The organism is Acutalibacter sp. JLR.KK004 (assembly GCF_036941085.1).
In the GTDB taxonomy this organism is placed as follows: domain Bacteria; phylum Bacillota; class Clostridia; order Oscillospirales; family Acutalibacteraceae; genus Acutalibacter.
The window spans coordinates 2,394,661-2,419,072 of record NZ_JAYMNQ010000001.1 but is presented as its reverse complement, the minus strand read 5'-3'; the positions used below and the strand labels follow the sequence as shown (position 1 = coordinate 2,419,072).

At 56.9% G+C, this 24,412-nt stretch carries 20 protein-coding genes; 8 read left to right on the top strand and 12 right to left on the bottom strand.

Going from position 1 to position 24,412, the window contains the following annotated elements; all coding sequences use genetic code 11:
- Positions 1-107 precede the first annotated feature (107 nt).
- Positions 108-1,883 carry a phosphoenolpyruvate carboxykinase (GTP) gene (locus VSQ30_RS13135; RefSeq protein ID WP_160641911.1) on the bottom strand — a complete coding sequence of 592 codons (1,776 nt, stop codon included), beginning with the start codon at positions 1,881-1,883 and terminating at the stop codon, positions 108-110.
- Between the two features lie 155 nt (positions 1,884-2,038).
- Positions 2,039-2,686, bottom strand: coding sequence for a gamma-glutamyl-gamma-aminobutyrate hydrolase family protein (locus VSQ30_RS13130; protein WP_334464513.1), 648 nt, complete (start codon positions 2,684-2,686; stop codon positions 2,039-2,041).
- Positions 2,687-2,828: 142 nt separating this feature from the next.
- Here VSQ30_RS13130 and VSQ30_RS13125 point away from each other — a divergent pair, with 142 nt between their 5' ends.
- From VSQ30_RS13125 to VSQ30_RS13115, 3 genes are all read left to right on the top strand, one after another.
- Positions 2,829-3,581: a M15 family metallopeptidase gene (locus tag VSQ30_RS13125; RefSeq protein ID WP_334464512.1), complete on the top strand. Its 753-nt coding sequence runs from the start codon at positions 2,829-2,831 to the stop codon at positions 3,579-3,581.
- 668 nt (positions 3,582-4,249) lie between these two features.
- Entirely contained in the window at positions 4,250-4,810 is a 561-nt protein-coding gene (locus VSQ30_RS13120; RefSeq protein WP_334464510.1) for a TetR/AcrR family transcriptional regulator C-terminal domain-containing protein, read from the top strand.
- A 152-nt stretch (positions 4,811-4,962) separates the two neighbouring features.
- Positions 4,963-6,351: a radical SAM/SPASM domain-containing protein gene (locus VSQ30_RS13115; protein ID WP_334464508.1), complete on the top strand. Its 1,389-nt coding sequence runs from the start codon at positions 4,963-4,965 to the stop codon at positions 6,349-6,351.
- A gap of 310 nt (positions 6,352-6,661) precedes the next feature.
- Here VSQ30_RS13115 and VSQ30_RS13110 read toward each other — a convergent pair whose 3' ends face one another.
- The 7 genes from VSQ30_RS13110 to VSQ30_RS13080 all read right to left on the bottom strand — a co-directional run bounded on the left by VSQ30_RS13110 (position 6,662) and on the right by VSQ30_RS13080 (position 17,254).
- Positions 6,662-7,858 carry an LL-diaminopimelate aminotransferase gene (locus tag VSQ30_RS13110; protein ID WP_334464506.1) on the bottom strand — a complete coding sequence of 399 codons (1,197 nt, stop codon included), beginning with the start codon at positions 7,856-7,858 and terminating at the stop codon, positions 6,662-6,664.
- Positions 7,852-8,646: a diaminopimelate epimerase gene (gene dapF / locus VSQ30_RS13105; protein WP_334464504.1), complete on the bottom strand. Its 795-nt coding sequence runs from the start codon at positions 8,644-8,646 to the stop codon at positions 7,852-7,854. Before dapF ends, VSQ30_RS13110 begins: the two co-directional genes overlap by 7 nt.
- A gap of 2 nt (positions 8,647-8,648) precedes the next feature.
- Complete coding sequence (pyrG, locus tag VSQ30_RS13100) at positions 8,649-10,262, bottom strand: CTP synthase (protein ID WP_160641551.1); 1,614 nt, start codon at positions 10,260-10,262, stop codon at positions 8,649-8,651.
- 37 nt (positions 10,263-10,299) lie between these two features.
- Positions 10,300-11,883, bottom strand: coding sequence for an asparagine synthase B (gene asnB, locus VSQ30_RS13095; RefSeq protein ID WP_334464502.1), 1,584 nt, complete (start codon positions 11,881-11,883; stop codon positions 10,300-10,302).
- Between the two features lie 12 nt (positions 11,884-11,895).
- Positions 11,896-13,323, bottom strand: coding sequence for an amidophosphoribosyltransferase (gene purF / locus VSQ30_RS13090; RefSeq protein ID WP_334464501.1), 1,428 nt, complete (start codon positions 13,321-13,323; stop codon positions 11,896-11,898).
- A 76-nt stretch (positions 13,324-13,399) separates the two neighbouring features.
- Complete coding sequence (locus tag VSQ30_RS13085; RefSeq protein WP_334464499.1) at positions 13,400-15,127, bottom strand: ammonium transporter; 1,728 nt, start codon at positions 15,125-15,127, stop codon at positions 13,400-13,402.
- A gap of 24 nt (positions 15,128-15,151) precedes the next feature.
- The gene (locus VSQ30_RS13080; RefSeq protein WP_334464497.1) at positions 15,152-17,254 is read right to left on the bottom strand and encodes a glutamine synthetase III family protein; all 2,103 of its coding nucleotides are present in this window, start codon (positions 17,252-17,254) and stop codon (positions 15,152-15,154) included.
- Positions 17,255-17,563: 309 nt separating this feature from the next.
- Here VSQ30_RS13080 and VSQ30_RS13075 point away from each other — a divergent pair, with 309 nt between their 5' ends.
- Genes VSQ30_RS13075 through VSQ30_RS13055 form a run of 5 tightly spaced genes read left to right on the top strand, consistent with a single transcriptional unit; the run spans position 17,564 to position 22,308 of the window.
- Complete coding sequence (locus VSQ30_RS13075) at positions 17,564-18,667, top strand: class II glutamine amidotransferase (protein ID WP_160641546.1); 1,104 nt, start codon at positions 17,564-17,566, stop codon at positions 18,665-18,667.
- Between the two features lie 2 nt (positions 18,668-18,669).
- Positions 18,670-20,169, top strand: coding sequence for a glutamate synthase-related protein (locus VSQ30_RS13070; RefSeq protein WP_160641545.1), 1,500 nt, complete (start codon positions 18,670-18,672; stop codon positions 20,167-20,169).
- Positions 20,170-20,200: 31 nt separating this feature from the next.
- Positions 20,201-20,923, top strand: coding sequence for a GltB/FmdC/FwdC-like GXGXG domain-containing protein (locus tag VSQ30_RS13065; protein ID WP_237076142.1), 723 nt, complete (start codon positions 20,201-20,203; stop codon positions 20,921-20,923).
- Between the two features lie 13 nt (positions 20,924-20,936).
- A complete protein-coding gene (locus tag VSQ30_RS13060) occupies positions 20,937-21,716 on the top strand; it encodes a glutamine synthetase beta-grasp domain-containing protein (protein ID WP_334464494.1) in 780 nt (259 codons plus the stop codon).
- Positions 21,717-21,720: 4 nt separating this feature from the next.
- On the top strand, positions 21,721-22,308 hold the full coding sequence (locus tag VSQ30_RS13055) for an ANTAR domain-containing response regulator (RefSeq protein WP_334464492.1): 588 nt from the start codon (positions 21,721-21,723) through the stop codon (positions 22,306-22,308).
- A 317-nt stretch (positions 22,309-22,625) separates the two neighbouring features.
- Here VSQ30_RS13055 and VSQ30_RS13050 read toward each other — a convergent pair whose 3' ends face one another.
- From VSQ30_RS13050 to VSQ30_RS13040, 3 genes are read right to left on the bottom strand one after another with little or no spacing between them, the layout of a single operon-like run.
- Positions 22,626-22,943 carry a thioredoxin family protein gene (locus VSQ30_RS13050; RefSeq protein ID WP_334464490.1) on the bottom strand — a complete coding sequence of 106 codons (318 nt, stop codon included), beginning with the start codon at positions 22,941-22,943 and terminating at the stop codon, positions 22,626-22,628.
- 14 nt (positions 22,944-22,957) lie between these two features.
- The gene (locus tag VSQ30_RS13045; protein ID WP_334464487.1) at positions 22,958-23,878 is read right to left on the bottom strand and encodes a trigger factor; all 921 of its coding nucleotides are present in this window, start codon (positions 23,876-23,878) and stop codon (positions 22,958-22,960) included.
- Positions 23,875-24,261 (bottom strand): FAD-dependent oxidoreductase, encoded by a 387-nt coding sequence (locus VSQ30_RS13040; protein ID WP_334464486.1) that lies wholly within the window; start codon positions 24,259-24,261, stop codon positions 23,875-23,877. Before VSQ30_RS13040 ends, VSQ30_RS13045 begins: the two co-directional genes overlap by 4 nt.
- Positions 24,262-24,412: the final 151 nt, after the last annotated feature.

Sequence of the window (24,412 nt, the reverse complement as noted above, 5' to 3'; positions counted from 1 at the left end):
AAGGCGCCGCCCCAAAATATGATAAGAGGTTGAAAAGAAGGAACAAGGGTTTCAGGGCCTAATCAGAAGCGCCCTGGACATGGGTTTTGAAAGAAACGTTACGCTGCTTATTCGCAGTTCTTCTTCAGGGTGGCAAGCTCCTCGCGCAGGGCGGCAGGCAGCTTGTCGCCGAACTTCGTGTAGAATTCCTCTACACCCTCGGCTTCCTTGGCCCACTTCTGCTTGTCCACTTCCAGAATGCCCTTCAGGGTTTCGATATCGAAGCCATCCAGGCCCTCCAGATTGATATCCTCGGGCTTGGGTACAAAGCCGATGGGAGTCTCCACAGCGTCTACCTCGTTCTCGCAGCGCTTGATAATCCACTCCAGCACGCGCAGGTTGTCGCCGAAGCCGGGCCAAATGAAGTGGCCTTCCTCGTCTACACGGAACCAGTTGACGTTGAAGATCTTGGGAGCCTTGTCGCCCAGAGTCTCGCCCATCTCGATCCAGTGCTGGAAGTAGTCGCCCATGTGGTAGCCGCAGAAGGGCAGCATGGCCATGGGATCGCGGCGGACAACGCCTACAGCGCCGGCAGCGGCAGCGGTTGTCTCGGAGCCGGTGATGGAGCCGATGAACACGCCGTTATTCCAGCTGCGGGACTGGTATACCAGAGGCACAGTGTCGGGGCGGCGGCCGCCGAAGATGATGGCGGACACAGGCACGCCCTGGGTGTTCTCAAACTCGCTGGAGAGGCAGGGGCAGTTCTGTGCGGGGGCGGTGAAGCGGCTGTTGGGATGGGCCAGCTTGTTGCCCTCGGCAATATACTCGGGGCCGTTGACCTCGGCGCCCTTCCACTCCTGGGCGTTGACGGGAGGATTCTTGTCCAGGCTCTCCCACCATACGGTGTTGTCGTCCAGGTTGCGGCCGACGTTTGTGAAGATGGTGCCCTTCTGGGTGGAGATGAGGGCGTTGGGGTTGGACTTCATGTTGGTGCCGGGAGCCACGCCGAAGAAGCCGTTCTCGGGGTTGATGGCATAGAGGCGGCCGTCCTTGCCGGGACGCATCCAGGAGATGTCGTCGCCCACAGTCCAAACCTTGTAGCCTTTGGCCTTGTAGCCTTCGGGGGGGATCATCATGGCCAGGTTGGTCTTGCCGCAGGCAGAGGGGAAGGCGGCGCAGACATACTTGACCTCGCCCTTGGGATTCTCAATGCCCAGGATGAGCATGTGCTCGGCCATCCAGCCCTCGTTCTTGGCCTGGAAGGAAGCGATGCGCAGGGCAAAGCACTTCTTGCCCAGAAGCACGTTCCCGCCGTAGCCGGAGTTTACGCTGATGATATAGTTGTCCTCGGGGAAATGGCAGATGTAGCGCTTTTCAGCATCGATTTCGCACTTGCAGTGCAGGCCCTTCACCCAGTCGGTGCTGTCGCCCAGGGCTTCCCAAACCTTGTCGCCCACGCGGGTCATGATGCACATGTTCAGCACAACATAGATGGAGTCGGTCAGCTCCACGCCGATTTTGGCAAGGGGGGAGCCTACAGGACCCATGGAATAGGGGATGACATACATGGTGCGGCCCTTGTAGCTGCCGCGGGCAATGTCGAACAGCATTTTGTAAGCCTTTTCAGGCTCCATCCAGTGGTTGGTGGGGCCTGCGTCCTCTTCCTTCTTGGCGCAGATAAAGGTACGGTCTTCCACGCGGGCCACATCGTTTACAGCGGTGCGGTGGTAGTAGCAGCCGGGGAGCTTCTCCTCGTTGAGCTTCATCATCTCGCCGGTGCTGCAGGCTTCCTTGCGAAGGGCCTCGATCTGCTCCTCAGAGCCATCGATCCACACCATGTTGTCCGGTGTGACCAGGGCCTTCATCTCTTCGATCCAGCTTAAAACGGACTTATTTTGGGTCATTGCCATTAACTCCTTTCGCCGCCAGGGCAAAAATTTTTAAGAAAAAGCAAATACTATCCGGGCACTTGTTGCCCAGCTTCCATTCTATCACAGGTTCTGGAAATAATCAACGGGTTTTTGTTAAATTATCTACAACCATGGCGGGGTGTTTCCCGCTACAGAAGCCCGGCGAAAAACCGGAACACCAGCGTGCCGTCTACGGCGTCTGCCCGGCGGCGGGAGAGCATCATGCGCTCCGGGTGCCACTGGACGGCGTATATGCCCTTTTCCGGGCACTGGAGGGCTTCTGGGACGCCGTCCTCCGCCTGGGCCGCTAAGGACAGGGCAGGGGGGATTTTATCCGCTCCCTGGTGGTGGGCGCTGTTTACCGGGAAGCGCTCCCCGTAAAGCTTTAAAAGGAAGCTGCCGGGCAGGGCCTGCACCAGGTGCCGTTTGTCCCCGGTTTCCTCCTCCCAGGCATGGGCGCGGGCTGTGGGCAGGTGCTGCACCAGGGAGCCTCCCAGGACTGTGTTCAGCACCTGCAGGCCCCGGCAGATGCCTAAGATGGGCAGGCCAGCGTCCATAAACTGCTTTACCAGATGGAACTCTGCCTCGTCCCGCTCCGGATCGAAATTTTTGCTGCCTTTGTTTTCCTGGCCGTACCGATAAGGCTCTATGTCCCCGCCGCCGCAGAGCAGCAGGCCATGGCAGCCCCGGGCGGCTTTCAGATCGGCGGAGAACACAGGCTCCATGCCGAAGCTTTGAAGGGCTTCGGCGTAGTTGGACTGTTTGTGGGCGTCGGCGTATGCGAAAACTTTTTTCATGGGGTTGTCAGCTCCTATAAGAGAATTTTTTTGGAAAGTTCCGGGATTCCACAAAATCTGTGCCGGATTTTTCCTATTATACTGTATGCGGGGGACTGGGAAAATAGAGGGGAGTATGCTTTGCAGAAGGGGGAAGCAGATTTTGAAAAAGGACAAGAAGGACAAACACCTGACCGAACCGGTGGCGGCTTTTATCATCATTGCCGCGCTGCTTTTGACCATGGCGGTGAGTATGCTGGGGGGCTGGGAGGCAGAGCGGGCTGCCCGGGACGCGGCCCAGCAGACGGTGCAGGCCGGGGCGCAGGCAGGGCCTTTTGGGGGCTGCCGCCAGCTTTCCGATCCCCTGCTGGTGCTGGTGAACGGCCAGACGCCCCTGCCGGAGGGCTGGCAGGTTACGCCCCGGATGGTGGATGACGAGCTGGTGGATATAGCGATGTATGAGGACTATGCCGCCATGTGCAAGGCCGCGGAAAAGGAGGACGTGTGGTTCTGGGTGGCCTCGGGCTACCGCAGCGTGGAGGAGCAGGAGGAAGTGCTGGCCCGGGCCATAGAGGAGAACCGGAAGGCCGGCATGGGGGAGAAGGAGGCAGAAGAGGACGCCTTGCGCACCATTGCCCAGCCCGGATGCAGCGAGCACCACACGGGCCTTGCCATTGACCTCAATGAGGTGAGCGACGCCTTTGAAAAGACAAAGGCATATGCCTGGCTGCAGGAGCACAGCGCCGATTACGGCTTTATAGAGCGGTATCAGGCGGAAAAGGCTTCCATCACAGGCATTGACAAGGAGAGCTGGCACTACCGCTATGTAGGGCGCAAACACGCGGGGGAGATGAAGCGGCTGGGGCTGTGCCTGGAGGAATATGTGGTATACCTGCAAAAGCAGGGGGTGCGGTGAGGCGTGCCTGGAGTCTGTTTTAAAACCAGAGAAATGCCAGTATTTTTGTTCAGGGCGGGCGGTTTCAAGAGGAAGAACCGCAAACGCATACATGCGTTTAGAAAGGCCGAACATTCCGTTTACGGAATGTTTTCGTCTCATCGCGGATTTTTAGCACAGATACCGTTTGCCCATAAGCGGCCATATTCTGCGTCAAAAATTCGTCATTTCCTCTATTTTCAAACAAGCCCTAATGGAAGGGCGTATTGCTGAGGGTTTCTTACATGTTGTTTCCAGTGCCTTTTACTCTGGCGTTTTTCCCCGCTAGTGTGTCCGGGAGCAGAAGGCCGCATTCATGTTCCGCGCGCATACCGCCATATAGCGTTTCATCCCACAAGTCTGGCGCTTCCTGATGCCGCCAAGGGGCCTTTGTGCTCTTTTGGAGGCAGGCGCCTCCTGCCATCATGGAAGGTGTTGGGAAGTACCCATTGGGAAAAGAATCCACCAGAAAAAACAATTGAAAGGACATTCAAATGCTTTATTGCTGAGCATATGAATCAATAAAGCAGATTTTGCCATACCCACTATCATTGCGCAAATCATTATTTCCATGCCAGAAATGCACTTGAAAAATCGCAATAGTTTCTTTATAATATATTTAAAAACGATACGGGATGGAGGTGTGCGTGATGCGTCAGACCACGAAAGAGGTCATCGCCCAGGCCTTTGAGGGCCTGCTGGAAAAACGGAGCATTGACAAGATAACCGTCAAGGATATTGTGACAGAATGCGGCGTAAACCGTCAGACCTTTTACTATCATTTTCGGGATATCTACGACCTTATGGAATGGGCGCTGGCAAAAAGTATTGAAAAATACGCAGGGCTGCATCTGGCCGGAGAAATGGATTGGCGGGAGCAGATAAAGCTGCTCTTTCATTTTTTCTACCTGCACCGTATGGTCATCTTGCACGGCTACGACGCCACCAACAGGATGCAGTATGAGCGAGCCGTTGTCAAGTGGGTAACCCAGATGGTACGCGGGCGGATGGATACCTATCCCCAGGCAGCACAGGTGCCGGAGGAGAAAAAGCGGTTTATCTCCATAGTCTATGCCCGGGGATGTGCCGGGTTCCTTTTGGAATGGGTGGAGGAAGGAATGCCCGATGAGCGCCATGTACGGCTGGACGACTATTTCATCATGATAGACGGCAGCATCGGGCACGTTCTGGACAAATTCATAAAATCATGAAATAGGTTAATTTATGATCTGCATCATTTTTATACAAAGCAGCGCCTCTGTCTGTTTTTGCGACAGAGGCGCTGCTTTGTATATTGTTATCCCTCAATCTTATACTTATAATGATATCCATAAAATTCCTCACAACATAAGGAGGTCATAATATGGATACATCAAATAAAATCGTCCGATACGGATTAAAGAAAGCCTTCAGCTACATAGAGCGGGACCCGGAAGAAAACCTTCCCCGGCTCATGGATTGGGTAGACCGCTTCGCTCCGGCAGGCAGCCGGGGATTCCCGGTACAGCGGGCGGCGTTCCGCAAGGTCATCGAAAATCCGGACTGCGCTATGCACAAGCTGATGCACCGTATCTTTACCGAAACGGACAACGACGTGCTCAAGGCCATATTCGAGAATTTCATCATCAACGGCAATCTGGTGGGCTGGCCCCGGCAAGAGGAACTGCGGGAGGAATACGGCTGCAATATTCCATGGGCCATCCTGCTTGATCCTACCTCTGCCTGCAACCTGCACTGCACCGGCTGCTGGGCAGCGGAGTATGGCAATAAGCTGAATCTCTCTTTCGACGAGATAGACAGCATCATCACCCAGGGCAAGGAGCTGGGAGTGTACATCTACATATACACCGGCGGCGAGCCTCTGGTGCGCAAAAAAGACCTCATTGCCCTGTGCCGCAAGCACAGCGACTGCCAGTTCCTGTGCTTTACAAACGCCACCCTTATAGACGAAGAGTTTGCCGAGGCCATGCTCAGCGTGAAGAATTTCATCCCCGCCATCAGCGTAGAAGGCTTCGAGAGCGCTACAGATGGGCGCCGGGGCGGGGGCACCTACAGAAAAGTGGTGCAGTCCATGGCCCTGCTCAAGGAGAAGAAGCTGCCCTTTGGCATCAGTTGCTGCTACACCAGCCAGAACTTTGCCTCTATCAGCAGCGATGAATACTTCGACCAAATGGTGGAATGGGGAGCGTCCTTCGTGTGGTACTTCCACTATATGCCCATCGGAAATGATGCCGTGCCTGCCCTGCTTCCCACCCCGGAACAACGGGAATTCATGTACCATAAGATTCGGGAGGCCCGGCAGAACAAGCCCATCTTCGCCATGGATTTCCAGAACGATGGTGAGTTTGTGGGGGGCTGCATTGCAGGCGGGCGCAGATATTTCCACATCAATGCCAACGGTGACTGTGACCCCTGTGTGTTTATCCACTATTCCAACGCCAATATTCGAGACATGAACCTGCTGGATGTGCTGCGCTCCCCCATCTTCATGGCCTATCACGACGGCCAAGCCTTCAACGACAATCACCTGCGGCCCTGCCCAATGCTGGAGAACCCGGATAAGCTCAGAGAGATGGTGGGAAAGACTGGGGCCCGCTCCACCGACCTGCAGTCTCCGGAGAGCGTGGAGCACCTGTGCGAAAAGTGCGCCGGATATGCACGGGATTGGGCGCCCACAGCGGAGCGGCTCTGGCAGTGTTCCTGTCAGGAAAAGCAGGCGGCCGGGTCCGATAGCCATAGGCAGGCCGTTTAAGACGTGATTTTAACTTCTACAGAAGGGACAGGTGTGATTTTGGGAAGGATCGCCCGGGGTATCGTGCGCCGCCGCAGGCTGGTGTTGGTATTCAATGGCCGGCGCTGGCCATGAGCAAGGCGTAAACCATCTTCTGTTCGCAGACAAGATACCCGTCCGGTTTTTGATTTTTTCCCAAGTGGAACACGCCCCGTCCTTTGATTTCCTTTCCATTATAAAAGGTTTTGAAAAGAAAGACAAGCAGAGAACGGGGACTATATCCTGGACACGTGCCTCAGCAGCGGGGAAGCCGGAAGGCGTTACACCAATCTTAATACCCTTTGCCTTTGAACAGCCATACAAGCCTCCGGGCCGCTTCTTCTGTGTCCTGGGGATTGCCAAAGGTAGAGAAGCGGAAAAACCCTTTTCCACAGGCCCCGAAGCCCTCGCCGGGGGTGCCAATCACCTGGACCTCTTCTAACAGGTAATCAAAAAGCTGCCAACCCGTCATGCCGCCAGGGCATTTTAACCAAATATAAGGGGCATTTTTCCCGCCGCAGTACCATAGGCCCAGTTCATTAGCCGCACGCATAAAAACCTTGGCATTGTTTTTATATATCTGCAGGTTTTGCCGGATCTGCCGTTGGCCTTCCTCTGTAAAGACCGCCGCGCCGCCTTTTTGCAGGATGTAAGATACGCCATTGGTTTTAGTGGTGCGGTTGCGTACCCACATGGCGTGCAAATCCATACCGCCGCGCTGAAGGCCTTTCGGCAAAATGGTATAGCCTAATCTTGTGCCTGTAAAGCCTGCCGTCTTGCTTAAGGAACATATCTCAATGGCACAGGTGCGGGCGCCTTCCAGCTCAAAAATGCTGTGGGGCAGGTCGGGGTCCTCAATGAAGGCTTCATAGGCTGCGTCAAAAAGGATGAGTGCCTCTTTTTCATTGGCATAATCCACCCAGGCTTGCAACTGCTCTTTAGAAAAAACCGCGCCAGTGGGATTGTTTGGCGAACAGATGTAGAGGATGTCCCCTTCCAGACGGTCGTCTGGCTGCGGTAAAAAGCCGTTTTCCTCCCCCGCCGCCAGACGCACAATTTTACGTCCAGCCATAAGATTGGCATCCACATAAGCGGGGTAAGCCGGTTCCATAACCAAAGCCGTGCTGCTGCGGTCAAACAGATCAAGGATGTCGCCTAATTCATCGCTGGCCCCGCTGCTGACAAAAACCTCGTCTGCGTCCAACGGGACGCCGCGTTTTTGATAATGGGCTGCAATAGCCTCCCGCAGAAAGGGGGCGCCGCATTCGGGCATGTAACCGTGGAAGCGTTCTTTCACCCCTTGATCCGCCACCCCCTGATGCAGGGCTTTGACCACAGCGTCACACAGGGGCAGGGAAACGTCCCCGATGCCCATCCGGTACAGCTTTGCGTCTGGGTGGGCTTCCAAATAGGCTTGGATTTTCTGGGCAATATTATAAAACAGGTAAGAGTCTTGTAAATTCCCATAACATTTGTTTGGCTTCAGCATAGTTCCACTTCCCCCTCATATACCGTCACCGCCGGGCCGGTCATGACCACAGCGCCCTTTTCGTCTATCTCAATTTGCAGCGTACCCCCATCCAGTTCCACAAGGACTGGCCTGCCTTTAGGGCAATGGCCCATAGCGGCTGCTGCTGCCACACAGGCGCAAGCCCCAGTGCCGCAGGCCAGAGTAATCCCGCTGCCCCGTTCCCAGACGCGCATGCGCAGCCGTCCAGGCCCCAACACCTGGACGAATTCTACATTGACCCCGCCGGGGAAAGCGGGATGGCGTTCGATCTGGGGGCCAAGGGCAGACAGGGGGGCAGCGGCCATGTCTTCTACAAAGAGCACCGCATGGGGGTTCCCCATATCCACAGGCGTACAGGCAATAAGCGCGCCATCCAGGGAAAGGGATAGGGTATCCCCCACCTGGGCCGTACCCATATCCACCGCCGCGCCGACAGCCTTCCCGTTTTCGATTTGCAGGGCCAGGGTGCGCGGGCCTGCCAGCGTCTCGATGGTCAAGCGGGTCTTGGAGGTGAGGCCCTTGTCGTATACATATTTGCCCACACAGCGGATCCCGTTGCCGCACATATTGGCCTCGCTGCCATCCGCGTTGAAGATGCGCATTTTGAAATCAGCCGCCTTGGAGGGGCTGATCCAGATCATCCCATCGGCCCCGGCGCCGAAGTGGCGGTCGGAAAGCCTCTGGGAGAGGGCCTGCGGGTTTTGCGGTTCGCCGTAGACATAAAGGTAGTCATTGCCTAAACCGTGCATTTTTGTAAAATGGAGCATGTTCATCCCTTCCTCTTCTGTTTCTCCAACGCGGCCCGTACAAACCCGGTAAAAAGCGGGTGGGGCCTGTTGGGGCGGCTCTTAAATTCTGGGTGGTACTGCACGCCCACAAAGAAATCCTGGCCAGGCAGTTCGACAGCTTCTACCAGGGCGCCGTCTGGGGAAAGGCCGCTGAAGACCATACCGGCTTCTTCCAAGGCGGCCCGGTATTCGTTGTTGAATTCATACCGGTGCCGGTGGCGCTCAGAGATAGTGGGCTTGCCATAGCAGCGGGCCAGTGTGGTATGGGGGCGAATCTCACAGGGATAGGCCCCCAGGCGCAGGGTACCGCCTTTATCGGTTTCCTGGCTCTGGCCAGGCATGAAACTGATGACTTTATAAGGGCAGCCGCTGTCAAATTCCCCTGAATTAGCGCCGGGAAAGCCCCCGGCATGCCGGGCGAATTCTATGACGGCGATCTGCATCCCTAAGCATATGCCGAAATAGGGCACATGGTTCGCCCGGGCAAACCGCGCGGCCTCTATCATGCCCTCTATGCCCCGTCTGCCAAACCCGCCCGGTACCAGGATGCCGTCTATGCCGCCTAAAATTTCTCCGATGGCTTCCGGGGCGATCCCCTCGGAATCGATCCATTCTATCTCTACACGGGCGCCCAGGATAAACCCGCTGTGGCGCAGGGCTTCGGCTACAGAAAGGTAAGCGTCGTGCATCTGCACATATTTGCCCACTATGCCGATCCGTACTGTTTTATCGGCCGATTCCATACGCTGTACCATTGTTTCCCACTCCGAGAGTTCAGGGGCCGGGGTATGCAGGGCCAGCCGCCGGCAGACCACCCCGGAAAACCCGGAACGCTCCAGCATCAAGGGGACTGCGTAGAGGTTGGGGATGGTGCGGTTTTCAATGACGCAGTCGGGCTGTACATTGCAGAACAGGGAGATTTTCTGGAAGATAGAAGGTTCCAGCGGCTCATCGCAGCGCAGAACGATCAGGTCGGGGTTGATGCCCATGCCCTGCAATTCCTTCACGGAATGCTGGGTCGGTTTTGATTTGTGCTCATTTGACCCCCGCAGGAAAGGCACCAAGGTCACATGGATAAAGAGGCTGTTTTCCCGGCCGGCCTCCAAGGAAACCTGGCGCGCGGCCTCTAAAAAAGGCTGGCTCTCTATGTCGCCGATGGTGCCGCCAATCTCCGTGATGATCACATCGGCCCGGGCCTTTTGCCCTACGCTGTAGACGAAGCTTTTGATCTCATTGGTGATATGGGGGATCACTTGTACGGTTGACCCTAAGTATTCCCCCCGGCGTTCCTTATTAAGCACGTTCCAGTAGACTTTTCCAGTGGTGAGGTTTGAAAATTTGTTCAGGTCCTCATCAATGAAACGCTCATAATGCCCCAGGTCTAAATCGGCTTCTGCGCTGTCCTCTGTGACGTAGACCTCGCCATGTTGATAGGGACTCATGGTACCAGGGTCCACATTGATGTAGGGGTCCAGCTTTTGGGCCGCTACCTTAAGGCCCCTAGCCTTCAGGAGCTGCCCCAAAGAGGCCGCTGTGATTCCCTTGCCCAGCCCGGAAACCACGCCCCCCGTGACGAAGATGTATTTTTTATCCATCCGTATCATCCTGCCTTTCCGCCGCGCCGCAGCGCCTCTAATGCCCGCTTTCTCCATAGTTCCCCAGCACCCGGGCCGAAGGGTCGTTTACGCCGCAGCCTTCCCAATCCCGGTTTGGCATCCAAAAGTCCTGTATCATTTCACCCTGTCCAGGATAATATTTTTCAAAAAGCTCCCGGTACAACAGGCTCTCCTTTGTAAAGGGCGTGCCATGCCGGTATGCCCGCCGCCTTTCTTCCCATTCCCTGTCCGTATAGCGCCCTTCAGCGTATTCCTTTAAGTCTTCTACCATGCTATGCCCCACCGCGTCGGAAAACGCGGCTTTCTGCCGCCAAAGGATGTTTTCCGGCAATAACCCATCCCCTTCAAAGGCTTTGCGCAGCAGATACTTCCCTATGCCGTAGGTGTTTATTTTCAGATTAGGGTCGATGCCCATTACATACCGCACAAAGGCCAGGTCCCCAAAGGGCACCCGCGCTTCCAGGGAGTTGACGGAGATACAGCGGTCAGCCCGCAAAACATCGTACATATACAGCTCCCGCACGCGTTTTTCCGCTTCTTTCTGGAAGGCTTCCGCGCTTGGGGCATAGTCTGTATATTTGTAGCCAAAAAGTTCATCACTGATCTCCCCGGTCAGCAGCACCCGCAGGCCTGTCGTCTCGTGGATGGCCTTGCAGCATAAATACATCCCTATGCTGGCCCGGATGGTAGTAATATCCCAAGTGCCCAGCAGCGCAACGACCTCCTCAAGGGAGCCTACCACCTGTTCCCTTGTCATGATAACCTCGGTGTGGTCCGCGCCGATGAAATCAGCCGCCTGCCGGGCGTATTGCAGATCGATGGCATCGGAATCCATCCCAATGGCAAAGGTACGGATGGGCTTCTTCATAAGCCTTGCCGCTATGGCGCACACCAGACTGCTGTCCAGCCCGCCGGAGAGAAGGAAACCTATCGGCGCGTCTGCATCCAGCCGCTTTTCCACAGCCTTTATCAAGCGGTCGTGTATACCCTGGCAGATTTCTTCCACAGGCCCTGTATGGAGGACAGGGGCGGAAGCCGGATCGGCGTACCGCACAAACTCGCCCTGGGCGTAGTAATGCCCCGGCGGGAAAGGCTTGATCTTCCCGCACAGGCCCAGCAAGTCCTTTGCCTCGCTGGCAAAAGCCATAGAGCCGTCTGGTAAGGCCCCGTAAAATAGGGGCCGGATGCCAATGGGATCCCTGGCGCAGATGAAATCGCCCTTTTCACCATCGTATAAGATCATAGCGAACTCCGCGTCCAGCCTGGCGAACATGTCTAATCCATACTCTCGGTAAAGGGGCAGCAGCAGCTCGCAATCTGAACCGCTTTTAAAGCGGTAGCCTTTTCCCTCCAGCATGGCCTTGGCCTCCCGGAACCCGTACAGCTCCCCGTTGCATACGCAGGCCGTTTCGCCCAGGTAAAAGGGCTGCATGCCGCTTTCCTCCAGCCCCATAACAGCCAGGCGCTGGAACCCCAGATAGCCTGGCCCCACCTCCCGCACCCGTTCCCTGTCCGGCCCCCTGGAGCGGGTGCGGGAAAAACATTCCTGTAAGGTTTCTTTGCTTATCCCCCGGCGGGTAACCCCTATGATTGCGCACATATCCTTTCCTCCTTATCCTTTGATTTTTCCCTCAAACCGCGCCTTTTCTCCGTGGGCCGGGATCGCCGTCGGATAGCCGCCGCCAAAACACGCCAGGCACACCCTGCCGTCTGCGGCGTAGGCTTTGGCGTGCTCTAAGCTTAAATAGCCTAAGCTGTCCGCGCCTATCTGCTCCCCAATTTCCCTGACACTGAACTGGCTGGCAATAAGCGCGCCCGGGCTGTCGATGTTTGTGCCGTACCAACAGGGCGACACAAAAGGCGGGGCGCTCACCCGCATATGGATCTCTTTGGCCCCGGCCTGGCGCAGCAGGGTGATAATGCGCCGGCAGGTGGTGCCCCGCACGATGCTGTCGTCAATGAGCACTACCCTTTTTCCCGCTACAGCCGAACGTATGGGGTTGAGCTTTAAGTTGACCGCGGCTTCCCGCAGGGCTTGGTTCGGCGCAATGAAAGTCCGGGCAATATATTTGTTTTTGGTGAACCCCATAGCATAGGGGATACCGCTTTCCCGCGCATAACCAATGGCGGCGTCCAGCCCGGAATCCGGCACGCCAATAACCACATCCGCATCCACGGGATGTTCCTGAGCCAGCCGGGCCCCGGCTTTTTGGCGGGCCAGGCTGACGCTTACACCGTCTAGTACGGAATCGGGGCGGGAAAAATAAATATATTCAAAGGCGCATAAGGTCTTGGGGGATTTGTTGCAGTGCCGCTTATCGCTGCGGATGCCTCCCTTGCTTACCGTCACCACTTCGCCCGGCAAAAGATCCCGGACATAAACCGCCCCAGCAGCGTCCAGGGCGCAGGTCTCCGATGCGAACAACAGGGTGCCGTCGGGGCGCTTGCCCATGCACAGGGGCCTAAAGCCGTTGGGGTCACGGGCTGCCATAAGCTTGCGGGACGAACAGATTACCAGCGAGTAGGCCCCCACCAGATGCTCCATAGCCCGGCACACGGCCTCTTCGATGCTGCCACAGCGAAGGCGCTCCCGCACAATAAGATGGGCGATCACCTCTGAATCTGTAGTTGTGTGGAAAATGGAACCCTGTTCTTCTAAAAACGTGCGTAATTCATAGGCGTTGACCAAGTTGCCGTTATGGCACAGGGCCATACGCCCCTTATGGTGGTTAACGAGCAGGGGCTGCGCGTTGCGCCTGCTGTCGGCCCCGGTGGTGGCGTACCGCACATGGCCCACCGCCATGTTGCCCTGCCCCAATCCCGCCAACCGTGCCGGCGTGAAAATCTCGCTGACTAACCCCGTTTCCCGGCAGGCGGTAAAGCAGCCTTGGTCATTGAGGACAATGCCCGCGCTTTCCTGCCCCCGGTGCTGCAGGGCAAACAGCCCGTAGTAACAAAGCGCGGCCAAGTCTGTTTTAACCGGGGCGTAGGCCCCGAACACGCCGCATTCTTCATGCAGGGCATCCTGCTTTGATTCCATCTTGATCCCCTCCCGACAAAAAGCCAAAGCGGGGGCAGCCGTAAAACCGCCCCACAGGCTTGTGGCCGATATGCTTTTATCCCTTATCTTGCAAGGCTGCAAAGCCTTCCTCTCCGGTTCGGACTTTGACGACATTCTCCACATTATAGATAAAAATTTTTCCATCGCCGATGTGGCCGGTATACAGAGCTTTTTTTGCTGTCGCAATCACGTCCTGGACAGGGACAGCGCTGACCACGATACTCACCTGTACCTTAGGCAAAAGGCTTGTTTCCACCGCCACGCCGCGGTAATATTCAGGCTTGCCCTTCTGGACGCCGCATCCCATGACATGGGAAACTGTCATACCGGTAATGCCCAGCTTGGACATAGCTTCCTTGAGGGCATAAAGGCGTTCCTCTTTACAAACAATGTCGATTTTGGTGAATTTCCCCTCTGCGGGGCTTTCCGAAGCGGGCACCCAATCTGCGGGCAGGATCTCTGCGGGAGATGTGGCGCCGGCCGCCGGTACCAGGCCGCCTTCCAAGGCAAAACCGCTATAGCTGTCCACTGCCGGGGCGAAATCCGCATAGGCACTGGGCAGGCCGTGCTCGCTTGCGTCCAAACCGCGGAGCTCCTCTTCCATGCTGGCCCGCAGGCCTACCGTCCTTTTCATGATTTGGAAAGTGAGCACCATAGCGGCTGCCGCATAAGCCGACACGCTGGCAACACCTATAAGCTGTGTGCCCAATAGGGAAGCGCTGCCAGTGTATAGCAGCCCGGAAAGCCCTGCCGGGGCTGACGGCGCGGCCAACAGCCCCACCGCCAGTGTGCCCCAGATACCGTTTGCCATGTGCACCCCTACCGCGCCTACCGGGTCGTCAATATGCAGCTTCAAGTCAAGCGCCTCAACGACCACTACCACCAGGATGCCCGAAACAACCCCTACGATTGCCGCGCCAACCGCGTCCAGGGCGTCGCATCCGGCTGTGATGCCCACCAGGCCTGCCAGGGATGCATTTAAGCACATGGACACGTCCGGCTTGCCGTTTTTAACCCATGTATAAACCATCGTGGTACAGGTTGCCACAGAAGGGGCAATGGTGGTGGTGAGGAAAATAGCGGACAGCTCTGTGGCTGTGGTGGCCGCCGCGCCGTTAAAGCCGTACCAGCCCAGCCACAGGATAAACACCCCCAAAGCCCCTAAGGGGATCGAATGCCCGGGGATAGCGTTGACCTTCACCACTTTCCCGCTTGCGTCTTTAACATATTTGCCGGTACGCGGCCCTAAAATCACAGCGCCTACTAAAGCTGCGATGCCGCCCACCATATGGATGGCGCAGGAGCCGGCGTAATCATGGAAGCCCATTTGGGAAAGCCAGCCGCCACCCCAAATCCAGTGGGCCTCAATGGGGTATACCAGCAGGGAGATGACGCCGGAATAAACGCAATAGGAAGAAAACTTTGTGCGCTCGGCCATGGCGCCGGAAACAATGGTAGCGGTGGTAGCGCAGAATACTAGATTGAATACGAAATAGGAGGCGTCTGTAAATCCTTCTTGGGGCGCGGCGATAAAATCGCTAAAGTGGATGAATAAATCCAAATTAGGCAGGCCGATAAGGCCAAACAGAGCGTCTTCCCCCATCATCAATGTGTACCCCAGCAATGAAAACACAACGGTGCCGATACAAAAATCCATCAGGTTCTTCATGATGATATTCCCGGCGTTCTTCGCACGGGTAAATCCTGTCTCTACCATAGCAAACCCCGCCTGCATCCAGAACACAAGGGCCGCGCCGATCAAAAACCAAAATTCTATTGTCATTTTCTTTCACCTCTCAAGCGTTTTTCACACCCCGAACAATAAATCCCCATATGTCGGGAACGGCCAGTCTTTTTGGCCAACCATAGACTCGGCTTTGTCGCAGGGCTTCCGCAGGGCCTCCATGGCCGGGATGATCTCCCCCTTTACCAGGAGCGCCTGGGCGGTCACATCCACAGCCCTATCCAGTGCGGCAAGCTTTTCCGCAAGGGCATCCGCTGCCTGGTCAATCTCGTCCAGAAGCCCGGAGATCGCGGCGCTGGCTTTCTTCTCATATCCGCTCACAAGGGCTGGGTCAACTTTTGCCTTGTCGGCCATAGCCGCTGCCAAGCTTCCGGCGTACCGCTGCACAGCGGGCAAAATCTCCCGCCTGGCCATGTCCTCCATGGTCAGGGCCTCTATCTTGACTGTGCGGGTGTAGTTCTCCAGTTGGATCTCATAGCGGGAACGCAATTCCCCCTCTGTAAAGACCCCGTTCTTCAGCAGCATTTCCATATTCCCCTTGTCCAGCAGGTGCGCCATGGCGTCGGGCGTTGTAGGCAGGTTTAAAAGGCCGCGCTTTTCCACAGCTTCTTCTATCCATTGGCCATCGTAGCCGTTCCCATTAAAGAGGATGCGCTTGTGGGAGATGATGGTTTCTTTTATCAATCCATGCAGGATGGCGTCAAAATCGCCGGCCCCTTCCAGGATGTCGGCGAACTGCCGGAGGGCTTCAGCCACTGCCGCGTTGAGCATGATGTTGGCACAGGCGATAGAATCCCCTGACCCTACCATGCGGAACTCGAACTTATTGCCTGTAAAAGCAAAGGGGCTGGTACGGTTGCGGTCGGTAGTGTCCTGGGTGATGCGAGGCAAGGCGTCCACACCCAGCTTCATCTTTTTCTGGGCTGTCCCCTCATAGGGGCTGTCCATCTCGATAGCTTCCAGGATGGCCGAAAGCTCGTCACCCAGGAAGATGGAAACCACGGCGGGGGGCGCTTCGTTTGCCCCCAGGCGATGGTCGTTGCCCGCGGTGGCCACGCTTAAACGCAGCAGGCTCTGATATTCGTCTACCGCCTTGATGACCGCCACCAGGAACAGCAGGAACTGGGCGTTCTCATAAGGGGTCTCGCCGGGGGAGAGAAGGTTTACCCCGGTGTCTGTTGCCATAGACCAGTTGTTGTGTTTGCCGCTGCCGTTTACCCCGGCAAAGGGCTTTTCGTGCAGCAGGCACACCAGGCCATGCCTGCGGGCCACCTTCTTCATAATCTCCATAGTCAGCTGGTTGTGGTCGGTAGCCACGTTGGTACTGGCGTAAATGGGCGCCAGCTCGTGCTGGGCAGGGGCAACCTCGTTATGCTCGGTTTTCGCCAGGATGCCCAGCTTCCACAGCTCTTCATTGAGGTCATCCATATACGCCTGCACCCGGGGCTTGATGGAGCCAAAATAGTGGTCCTCCAGCTCCTGGCCTTTGGGCGGGTTTGCCCCAAACAGCGTGCGGCCTGTATAAATCAAATCCTTGCGCTTAAGGTACATGTCCCGGTCCACTAGGAAGTATTCCTGCTCCGGACCCACATGGGTGATGACGCGGCTGGCCGCTGTGTTGCCGAACAGCCGCAGGATACGCAGGGCCTGTTTATTTAAGGCTTCCATGCTGCGCAGGAGAGGCGTTTTTTTATCTAAGGCTTCCCCGCTGTAGGAACAGAACGCGGTGGGGATGCACAACGTCTTATCTTTAATAAAAGCAAAGCTGGTGGGATCCCATGCGGTGTAGCCCCGGGCCTCAAAGGTCGCCCGCAGGCCGCCGGAAGGGAAGGAGGAGGCATCCGGTTCGCCGCGGATGAGTTCTTTCCCGGAAAATTCCATAATAACCCGGCCGCCAGGAGCAGGGGTGATGAAAGAGTCATGCTTCTCCGCGGTGATGCCTGTCAACGGCTGGAACCAGTGGGTAAAGTGGGTTGCCCCGTTCTCTACAGCCCAAGTACACATAGCGGCGGCCACGGCATTTGCCAAGGATAAATCCAGCCGGACGCCCCGCCGGATAGTCTGCTTTAAAGAACGGTATACTTCTGGGGTCAGGCGGGCGCGCATGGCCTGTTCATCGAAAACTTTACTGGCGAAAAAATCCGGCACATGATGTGGGGTCTGCATAGCTCATCTCTCCTTTTAGGGAATAGGTTTTCTAAAAACGAAGAGAGGCAACGGCGTCTGCGGGGGGCTTTCCCGTAGACGCCGTTGTCTCTCAACGCCGACTAGCATACACTCATTTTTGCAAGTTGTCAAGCCGTTTTATGCATTTTTGTTTATATAAACAATTTTTAAGGCGGAACTCCGAAAAACCTTACTGCTATATGCAAGGTTGACAAACTCAAGTTGCATATCGTATAATAAGAGGCAAGGACAAAGGCGTTCGTGGAATTGCGTCTTTATGTCCTTTTTTATTTTGGGAGGGACTTACCTATGATACGACCGGAGCTTTTTGAAGGGCAAGTCCGCATCCCTTCCGGCTGCGCTATTTCAGCGGTGATCTCGCGGGAGGGGCGGCTTATCAGCGGCCAGACCATTGTGGACAGTATGCGCCCCATGCATGAGCGGTCAAACGGGTTGGGGGGCGGATTTGCGGGGTACGGCATTTATCCCGAATATAAAGATTTCTTTGCCCTGCACATCTTCTATGATACGGATGAGGCCCGTGCCGCCGTTGAAGCCCATCTGCGCGCTGTGCTGGAGATTGTCCGGGCAGAGAACATCCCCACCCGCAAGCACCCAGCCATCACGGCCGAGCCTTTTATCTGGCGCTATTTCGTGGCCCCCCTGCGGTCAGTGCTGCATAGCTGCCAGCAGGATGAGGAGGAATTCATTGCCCGCCTGGCCATGCGCGTCAATACAGGCTATCCAGGGGCATACGTGTTCTCCAGCGGGAAAAATATGGGCGTGTTCAAGGCCGTGGGCTACCCCGAAGACGTAGGCGAATTTTACCGCCTGGAAGAATACAGCGGCTACTGCTGGACTGCCCACGGCCGCTATCCCACGAACACCCCCGGCTGGTGGGGCGGGGCGCATCCCTTTGCGCTGCTGGACAGAACCATTGTCCATAACGGCGAGATTTCTTCTTACGACTGCAACCGCCGCACCATCGAGATGTATGGCTACAAATGCACCCTGCAAACGGATACAGAGGTCATCACCTACATTGCCGATTTTTTACAGCGCAAGCAGGGCCTCACACTAGAAGAAATGGCCTCGGTAATCGCCGCGCCCTTCTGGTCTACTATAGAACGGCAGCCAAAAGGCAAGAGCCGGGAGTTGGCGTATCTGCGCACAGTCTACTCCAGTTTGCTGATTACCGGGCCGTTCTCCATTATTTTGGGCTTTCGCGGCGGGCTGATGGCCCTGAACGACCGCCTGAAATTACGCAGCATGGTGGTGGGCGAAAAAGATGACAAGGTCTACATAGCCAGTGAAGAAGCGGCTATCCGCGCAGTGGAGCCAGGCGCGGAAAACATCTGGGCCCCGGCGGGGGGCCAGCCCGTGGTAGTGCGGGTGCGGGAGGGGGCATATTAAAAATGGGGCAATGGGAAGTTTATCCGGAATTTGAAGTGGTGCGCAGCAGCGCCCGCTGTACAAAATGTTTGGGCTGTGTGGCCCAGTGCGCTAACGGGGTGCATCAATACGACGGGGTACAACTGACCTGCGACAGCGCCAAGTGTGTGGACTGCCACCGCTGTGTAGCCATGTGCCCCACCCGGGCGCTGAAAATCGTAAAGGCGGACTGTGCCCTGCGGGAAAACAGCAACTGGGACAGCCAGACTATCAAAGAGATCTTTAAGCAGGCCCAGAGCGGCGGCGTCCTCCTGAGCAGCATGGGCACGCCAAAGCCCTATCCCGTCTATTGGGACAAGCTGCTGCTCAATGCCAGCCAGGTGACCAACCCCTCCATTGACCCCTTGCGGGAGCCTATGGAGACCCGCGTCTGTCTGGGCAAGAAGCCGGACAAGCCCCAGCGCGGGCCGGACGGCCGCTTTACCTGTGAGCTGCCGCCCCAGCTGAAGCTTGCTATGCCCATGCTGTTTTCAGCTATGAGTTACGGCTCTGTCAGCTATAACGCCCACGAGGCCCTGGCCCGGGCGGCAGAGGAACTGGGCGTCTACTATAATACCGGCGAAGGCGGCCTGCATGAAGATTTTTACGCTTACAGCCCTAATACCATTGTGCAGGTGGCGTCAGGGCGGTTTGGGGTGCACGAAGGGTACTTAAACGCCGGGGCGGCCATTGAAATCAAGATGGGGCAGGGGGCCAAACCAGGCATTGGAGGGCATCTGCCCGGGACAAAGGTGGGGGCCGATATTTCCCGCACCCGCATGATACCCGAGGGCAGCGATGCTATCTCCCCGGCCCCCCATCACGATATTTATTCCATTGAGGATCTGCGCCAGCTGGTGTATTCCTTAAAGCAGTCCACCCATCACAAAAAGCCCGTCATTGTGAAGGTGGCGGCCGTGCACAACATCGCGGCTATTGCCAGCGGCATTGCCCGCAGCGGCGCAGACATTATCGCCATAGACGGCTTCCGGGGCGGTACAGGCGCCGCCCCCACCCGAATACGGGACAATGTGGGCATCCCCATTGAGCTGGCCCTGGCGGCGGTAGACCAACGCCTGCGGGATGAGGGGATACGGAACCAGGTAGGCATCATCGCCGGAGGGAGCATACGCTCCTCGGCAGATGTGGCTAAAGCTATCGCCCTGGGCGCAGATGCGGTTTATATTGCAACGGCGGCGCTGCTGGCGCTGGGCTGCCATCTGTGCCGTACCTGCCAGACGGGTATGTGCAACTGGGGCATTGCCACCCAAAGGCCGGAACTGGTGGCCCGTTTAGACCCCAAAGAGGGGGCGAAACGCCTGGTAAACCTAATGACCGCCTGGAACCACGAGATTATGGAAATGCTGGGCGGCATGGGCATCAATTCTATAGAGGCCCTGCGGGGCAACCGTTTGATGCTGCGGGGCATTGGGCTAACGGCAAAGGAACTGGAGATTTTGGGCGTAGCCCACGCGGGGGAATGATCCCTGCGCAAAGTAAAGGAGGCGCGGTATAATGGCCTATAAAATAATGGCCCAAGGCTTAGACGCGGCCGGGCTGGGCAGGCAGATCCAAGCGCACCCCGGCCCGGTAGAGGTTGTGGGATGCCTGGGGCAGCGGTTTATCGGGGCGGGGATGCACGGAAAGAAAATTCGTGTTACAGGCATACCGGGAAACGCCCTGGGGGCCTACCTCAACGGCGGTGAGATAGAAGTGTGCGCAAACGCCCAAGACGCTGTAGGCGACACCATGAATGCCGGCACCATTGTGATCCACGGGGATGTGGGCGATACGGTAGGATACGCCATGCGGGGCGGGGAAATCTATGTGGAAGGCTCGGCGGGCTACCGGGCTGGGGTGCATATGAAGGAGTACCAGGACAAGGTGCCGGTAATGGTCATCGGCGGCCGGGCCGGCAGCTTCCTGGGGGAGTACCAGGCTGGCGGGGTGATCCTGGTGCTGGGGCTGACGGGTTCAGGCCCCATTGCCGGGAACTTCCCCTGTACAGGAATGCATGGCGGCAAGGTGCTGCTGCGGTGCCGACCGGAAGAACTCCTTTTCCCCGGCCAGGTGACGGCCCTTCCGGCATCTCCCCAAGACCTGGATGCCGTGCGGCCATATTTAGAAGAATTCTGCCGCCGCTTCGGCAAAGACCTGGCGTTTATTCTAAACGCCCCTTTTACCCTGGCGGTTCCGGACAGCCGGAATCCGTACCGGCAGATGTATGTAGCCAATTGACAGGAGGATGCCTATGGAATTTACCCAAGACGATGTATTGTGTTATGTGAAAAGCGAAGATGTGAAATTTATCCGTTTGGCGTTCTGTGATACCGAAGGGCGCCAGAAGAACCTGGCCGTTATGCCGGAGACGCTTCCCCGGGCGTTCTCCCAGGGTATTCCAGTAGATGGCCAGGCATTACCGGGTTTTGGAACCGAGCCTGTGCTTTTGCGCCCAGACCCCACAACTTTGCTGCAAATGCCCTGGCGGCCCCAGCACGGGCGGGTGGTGCACATGTTCTGCGATCTGCTGACCCTGGACGGTACGCCCCACCCCCAGGATATCCGGTGGCAGCTGAAAGAGCTTGCACAGCAGATGGAGTGTACTGTAGCGGCAGAGATGCTTTTTGCCCTGTACAAACTGGACGAGCAGGGCCGCCCCACAACTGAACCCCAGGACGAAGCCGGGTATCTGGACATAGCCCCCACAGACCGCGGGGAGAATGTGCGCCGGGCCATCTGCCTAACCCTGGAGCAGATGGGCATCCAGCCGGAAAGCTCCCACCACGGGGCGGGGCCAGGAAGGAACCTGATCCGCTACCAGGGCGCAGGCCCTCTAAAGGCTGCGGACAACATGGTAACTTTTCAGGCAGTGGTACGCACAATGGCAGACCAAAACGGGCTTTTTGCAGAATTCCCCCATCCTCCCCGGCTCTTCATAACCCAGGGGGCTAACGTGCGGGAAGCCGTACCCCAAAAGGGCTGGCAGAACCCGTACCGGCTCATGGCAGCTCTGGTACGAGGGCAGGTGTAAGCATATGGTATTCGAACCGGAGCCTTATAGTGTACTTATTGTCTCCCCAGGCGACCGCTTCCGGGAAAGCCTGTCCCCTCTTCTGCCTCCAGGTTCCTTTAACCCGGTTTGCGTTGCCCGCAGCTGTGCCGAAGCAAGGCGGAAGCTGCTGGAGCGGGGGTTTGATTTGGTTCTTATCAATTCCCCCCTGCCCGATGGCCCAGGCCTGCCTTTAGCGGAGGATCTGTGCGCCGAAACAGAAGCCGGGGTCCTGCTGTTGGTTCCGGCGGGGATCTACGAGGAAACCGCTGCCCAGGCCCAGCAGAGCGGGGTAATCACACTGCATAAACCCAGCAGCCGGCTTCTGGCTTCACACAGCCTGCAAGCCCTCTGCGCTATGCGGGAACGGCTGCGGGCACGGGGCCGCAGGCAGGTTGCGGTAGAAGAGAAGATCCGGGAGTTGCAGATGATTGACCGGGCTAAGTGGGTGCTGATAGATAAGAAGGGCTTTACAGAGCCGGAAGCCCACCGGGCCTTAGAACGTATGGCGATGGAACAACGCATAACAAAGGTGCAGGCTGCTCAGCGGGTAGTGGGGGGAATATCAATTTGACAAGGGCAGCATGACGAGGCGGGCCGCGTTTTGCGTCCCGCCTCAAAATTTTCCGCGCGGGTGTAAGTTTTCAAGACCCGCAAAACCCAGAACGGGCCTGCTTTTCGATATGCAAGAATATGGAAAAACCCGGGAACCCGCATAAATACTAGGGCTTGAGGGTCTGGTAATGGGTCAACACTTCCGCCTGGTATTGGCCTACCCGGCCCTTATAGGTAGTAAAGTCATTGATTGGTGAATGGATTATAGCATATTGGGATTATCGAAAAAAGGTCCGATGTCGATTTTGCCCGAAAATCCGCTTAATCTGTCCGGTTTTACGCATACATATACTGGGCGATCACATCCTTCACCGCCTGGGGCTGCATAACGCCCACATGGCTCTCGACCAGCTGTCCGTCCTTGTAAAAGTGTACGGTGGGCACGGCGGTTATCCCGTACTCCTCCGCCAGCTCCGGGTTCTCGGTGGTATTGAGCTTGACGATGTTCAAGAAGGGAATTTCCGCCTCAATATCCTCCAATATCTTGGAAAACAGCTTGCAGGGAACGCAGGTTGTGCCGTAGAAGTCCGCGATCACGAAATCCTCTCCGATCAGCTCTTTGAAATTGGTCTTGTCCGCGTTTTGAATCGCCATGATGGGTTCCTCCCTTAATAAAATTCTCTGATATAGTTTTTCAGCACTGTATAGGCGTGCCCGGTGTATTCGTTGAAAATGAAGTTCTCAAACGGGTTAGCCTCCCGGGCGTTTTCCTCGCAGACGCGCCAGGTTTTGGCATAGTCCGCGATAAACGCCTCATACTCCGCCTCGCCGGAGTGGAAACTGTCCGTTTCGGCGTACCGGCGGCCCAGCAGATAGCGGCAGAGATTGTCCCAACCATCATATTGGAGCATGGCTACCAGCTCATGGTAGCTTTTCACTGGGATGCGGCCCTGGAACTGCTCCGGCGTCATTTCCTCCAGGACCATGCCCTCCTGGCGGCACAGCGTCCGGCAGCGGTCCAGCTCCCGGTTGATAGCTTCGGCCCAGTCCTCCCTGTATAGGATAAACTCCGAGCCGCTTATCACCTCCCGGGTGAGTTTCTTCAGCGCTTCAAAGGAGTCTTGTCCGAAGGCGGCCTCCCGCTGCTGCTCCAGCAGGTAGGCCCGGTATTCCGCCACAGTATGCACGCCGTCCAGCTCCAGCTTCTCCACCATCTCATCACTGGGTTCCGGGGCCACGCGGTTCATCACCCCCGCCAGCGTAAGGGACACCTTCCCCTCCGGCAGGCCGGCCTCCCGGGTCTCGCCCACCCTCATGCCGATGGAGAGATTTTCCAGCTCCCTTTGAAACATCCCGCTTCCTGCCACGAAGCGAACCTTCTCCTTATTGTACCTGGGGCAGTCTGAAGATAACCGGCACACCACCTGTTCCCCGGCAGAAACCGCCTCGCCGGGTTTCCAGCGGATATACGGGTTAGTCAGCCGCCTCAGCTCCGCCTCCAGCGCCGCTTCATCCGGCACAAAGGGCTTGAGCAGCGGCCCCGCGTCCACCTCCCGGTAGTCCTTTACCTTCAATATTCTCGATTTCATTCCCGCGCCTCCATTTCTTGCAGGTATTCCACCGCGCTGTGCAGGGCCACGTTGCCCTCGCCTACCGCTTTTGCGTACTGATAGGGCCGTCCCGTGCAGTCCCCGGCGGCAAAGCAGCCCGGCAGATTGGTCCGCTGTCCCCGGTCCACCCGGATGTGTCCGCCCTCTGCCGCCAGTCCCGGCAGCAGCGCCGCCGGGGCCACGCAGGAACGCAGGCAGAAGATTCCGTCCGCCGCTACCGTCTCGCCGCCGCAAATCAGGCCGGAAGCCCTGTCCTCTCCCAGGATTTCCGTGGGATACCCCACCGTGTGCCGCACATTGTCCCGGTGAACGCCGCAATCCTTATATTCTGTACAGATAGCGGACGTTCTGTCCCAGTCCAAAGCCGGTATGAAAAAGCGGGGAGTTTTGGCGAATGGGACAGAATGGCCGGGAAAATGAACAGAATAGTCATAGCACCTTGCGCCAGAGGAGAAAAGCTCCTATAATATTGGTGTCTAAGCCGGATCGAACAAGAGGGAACTCACTATAAGG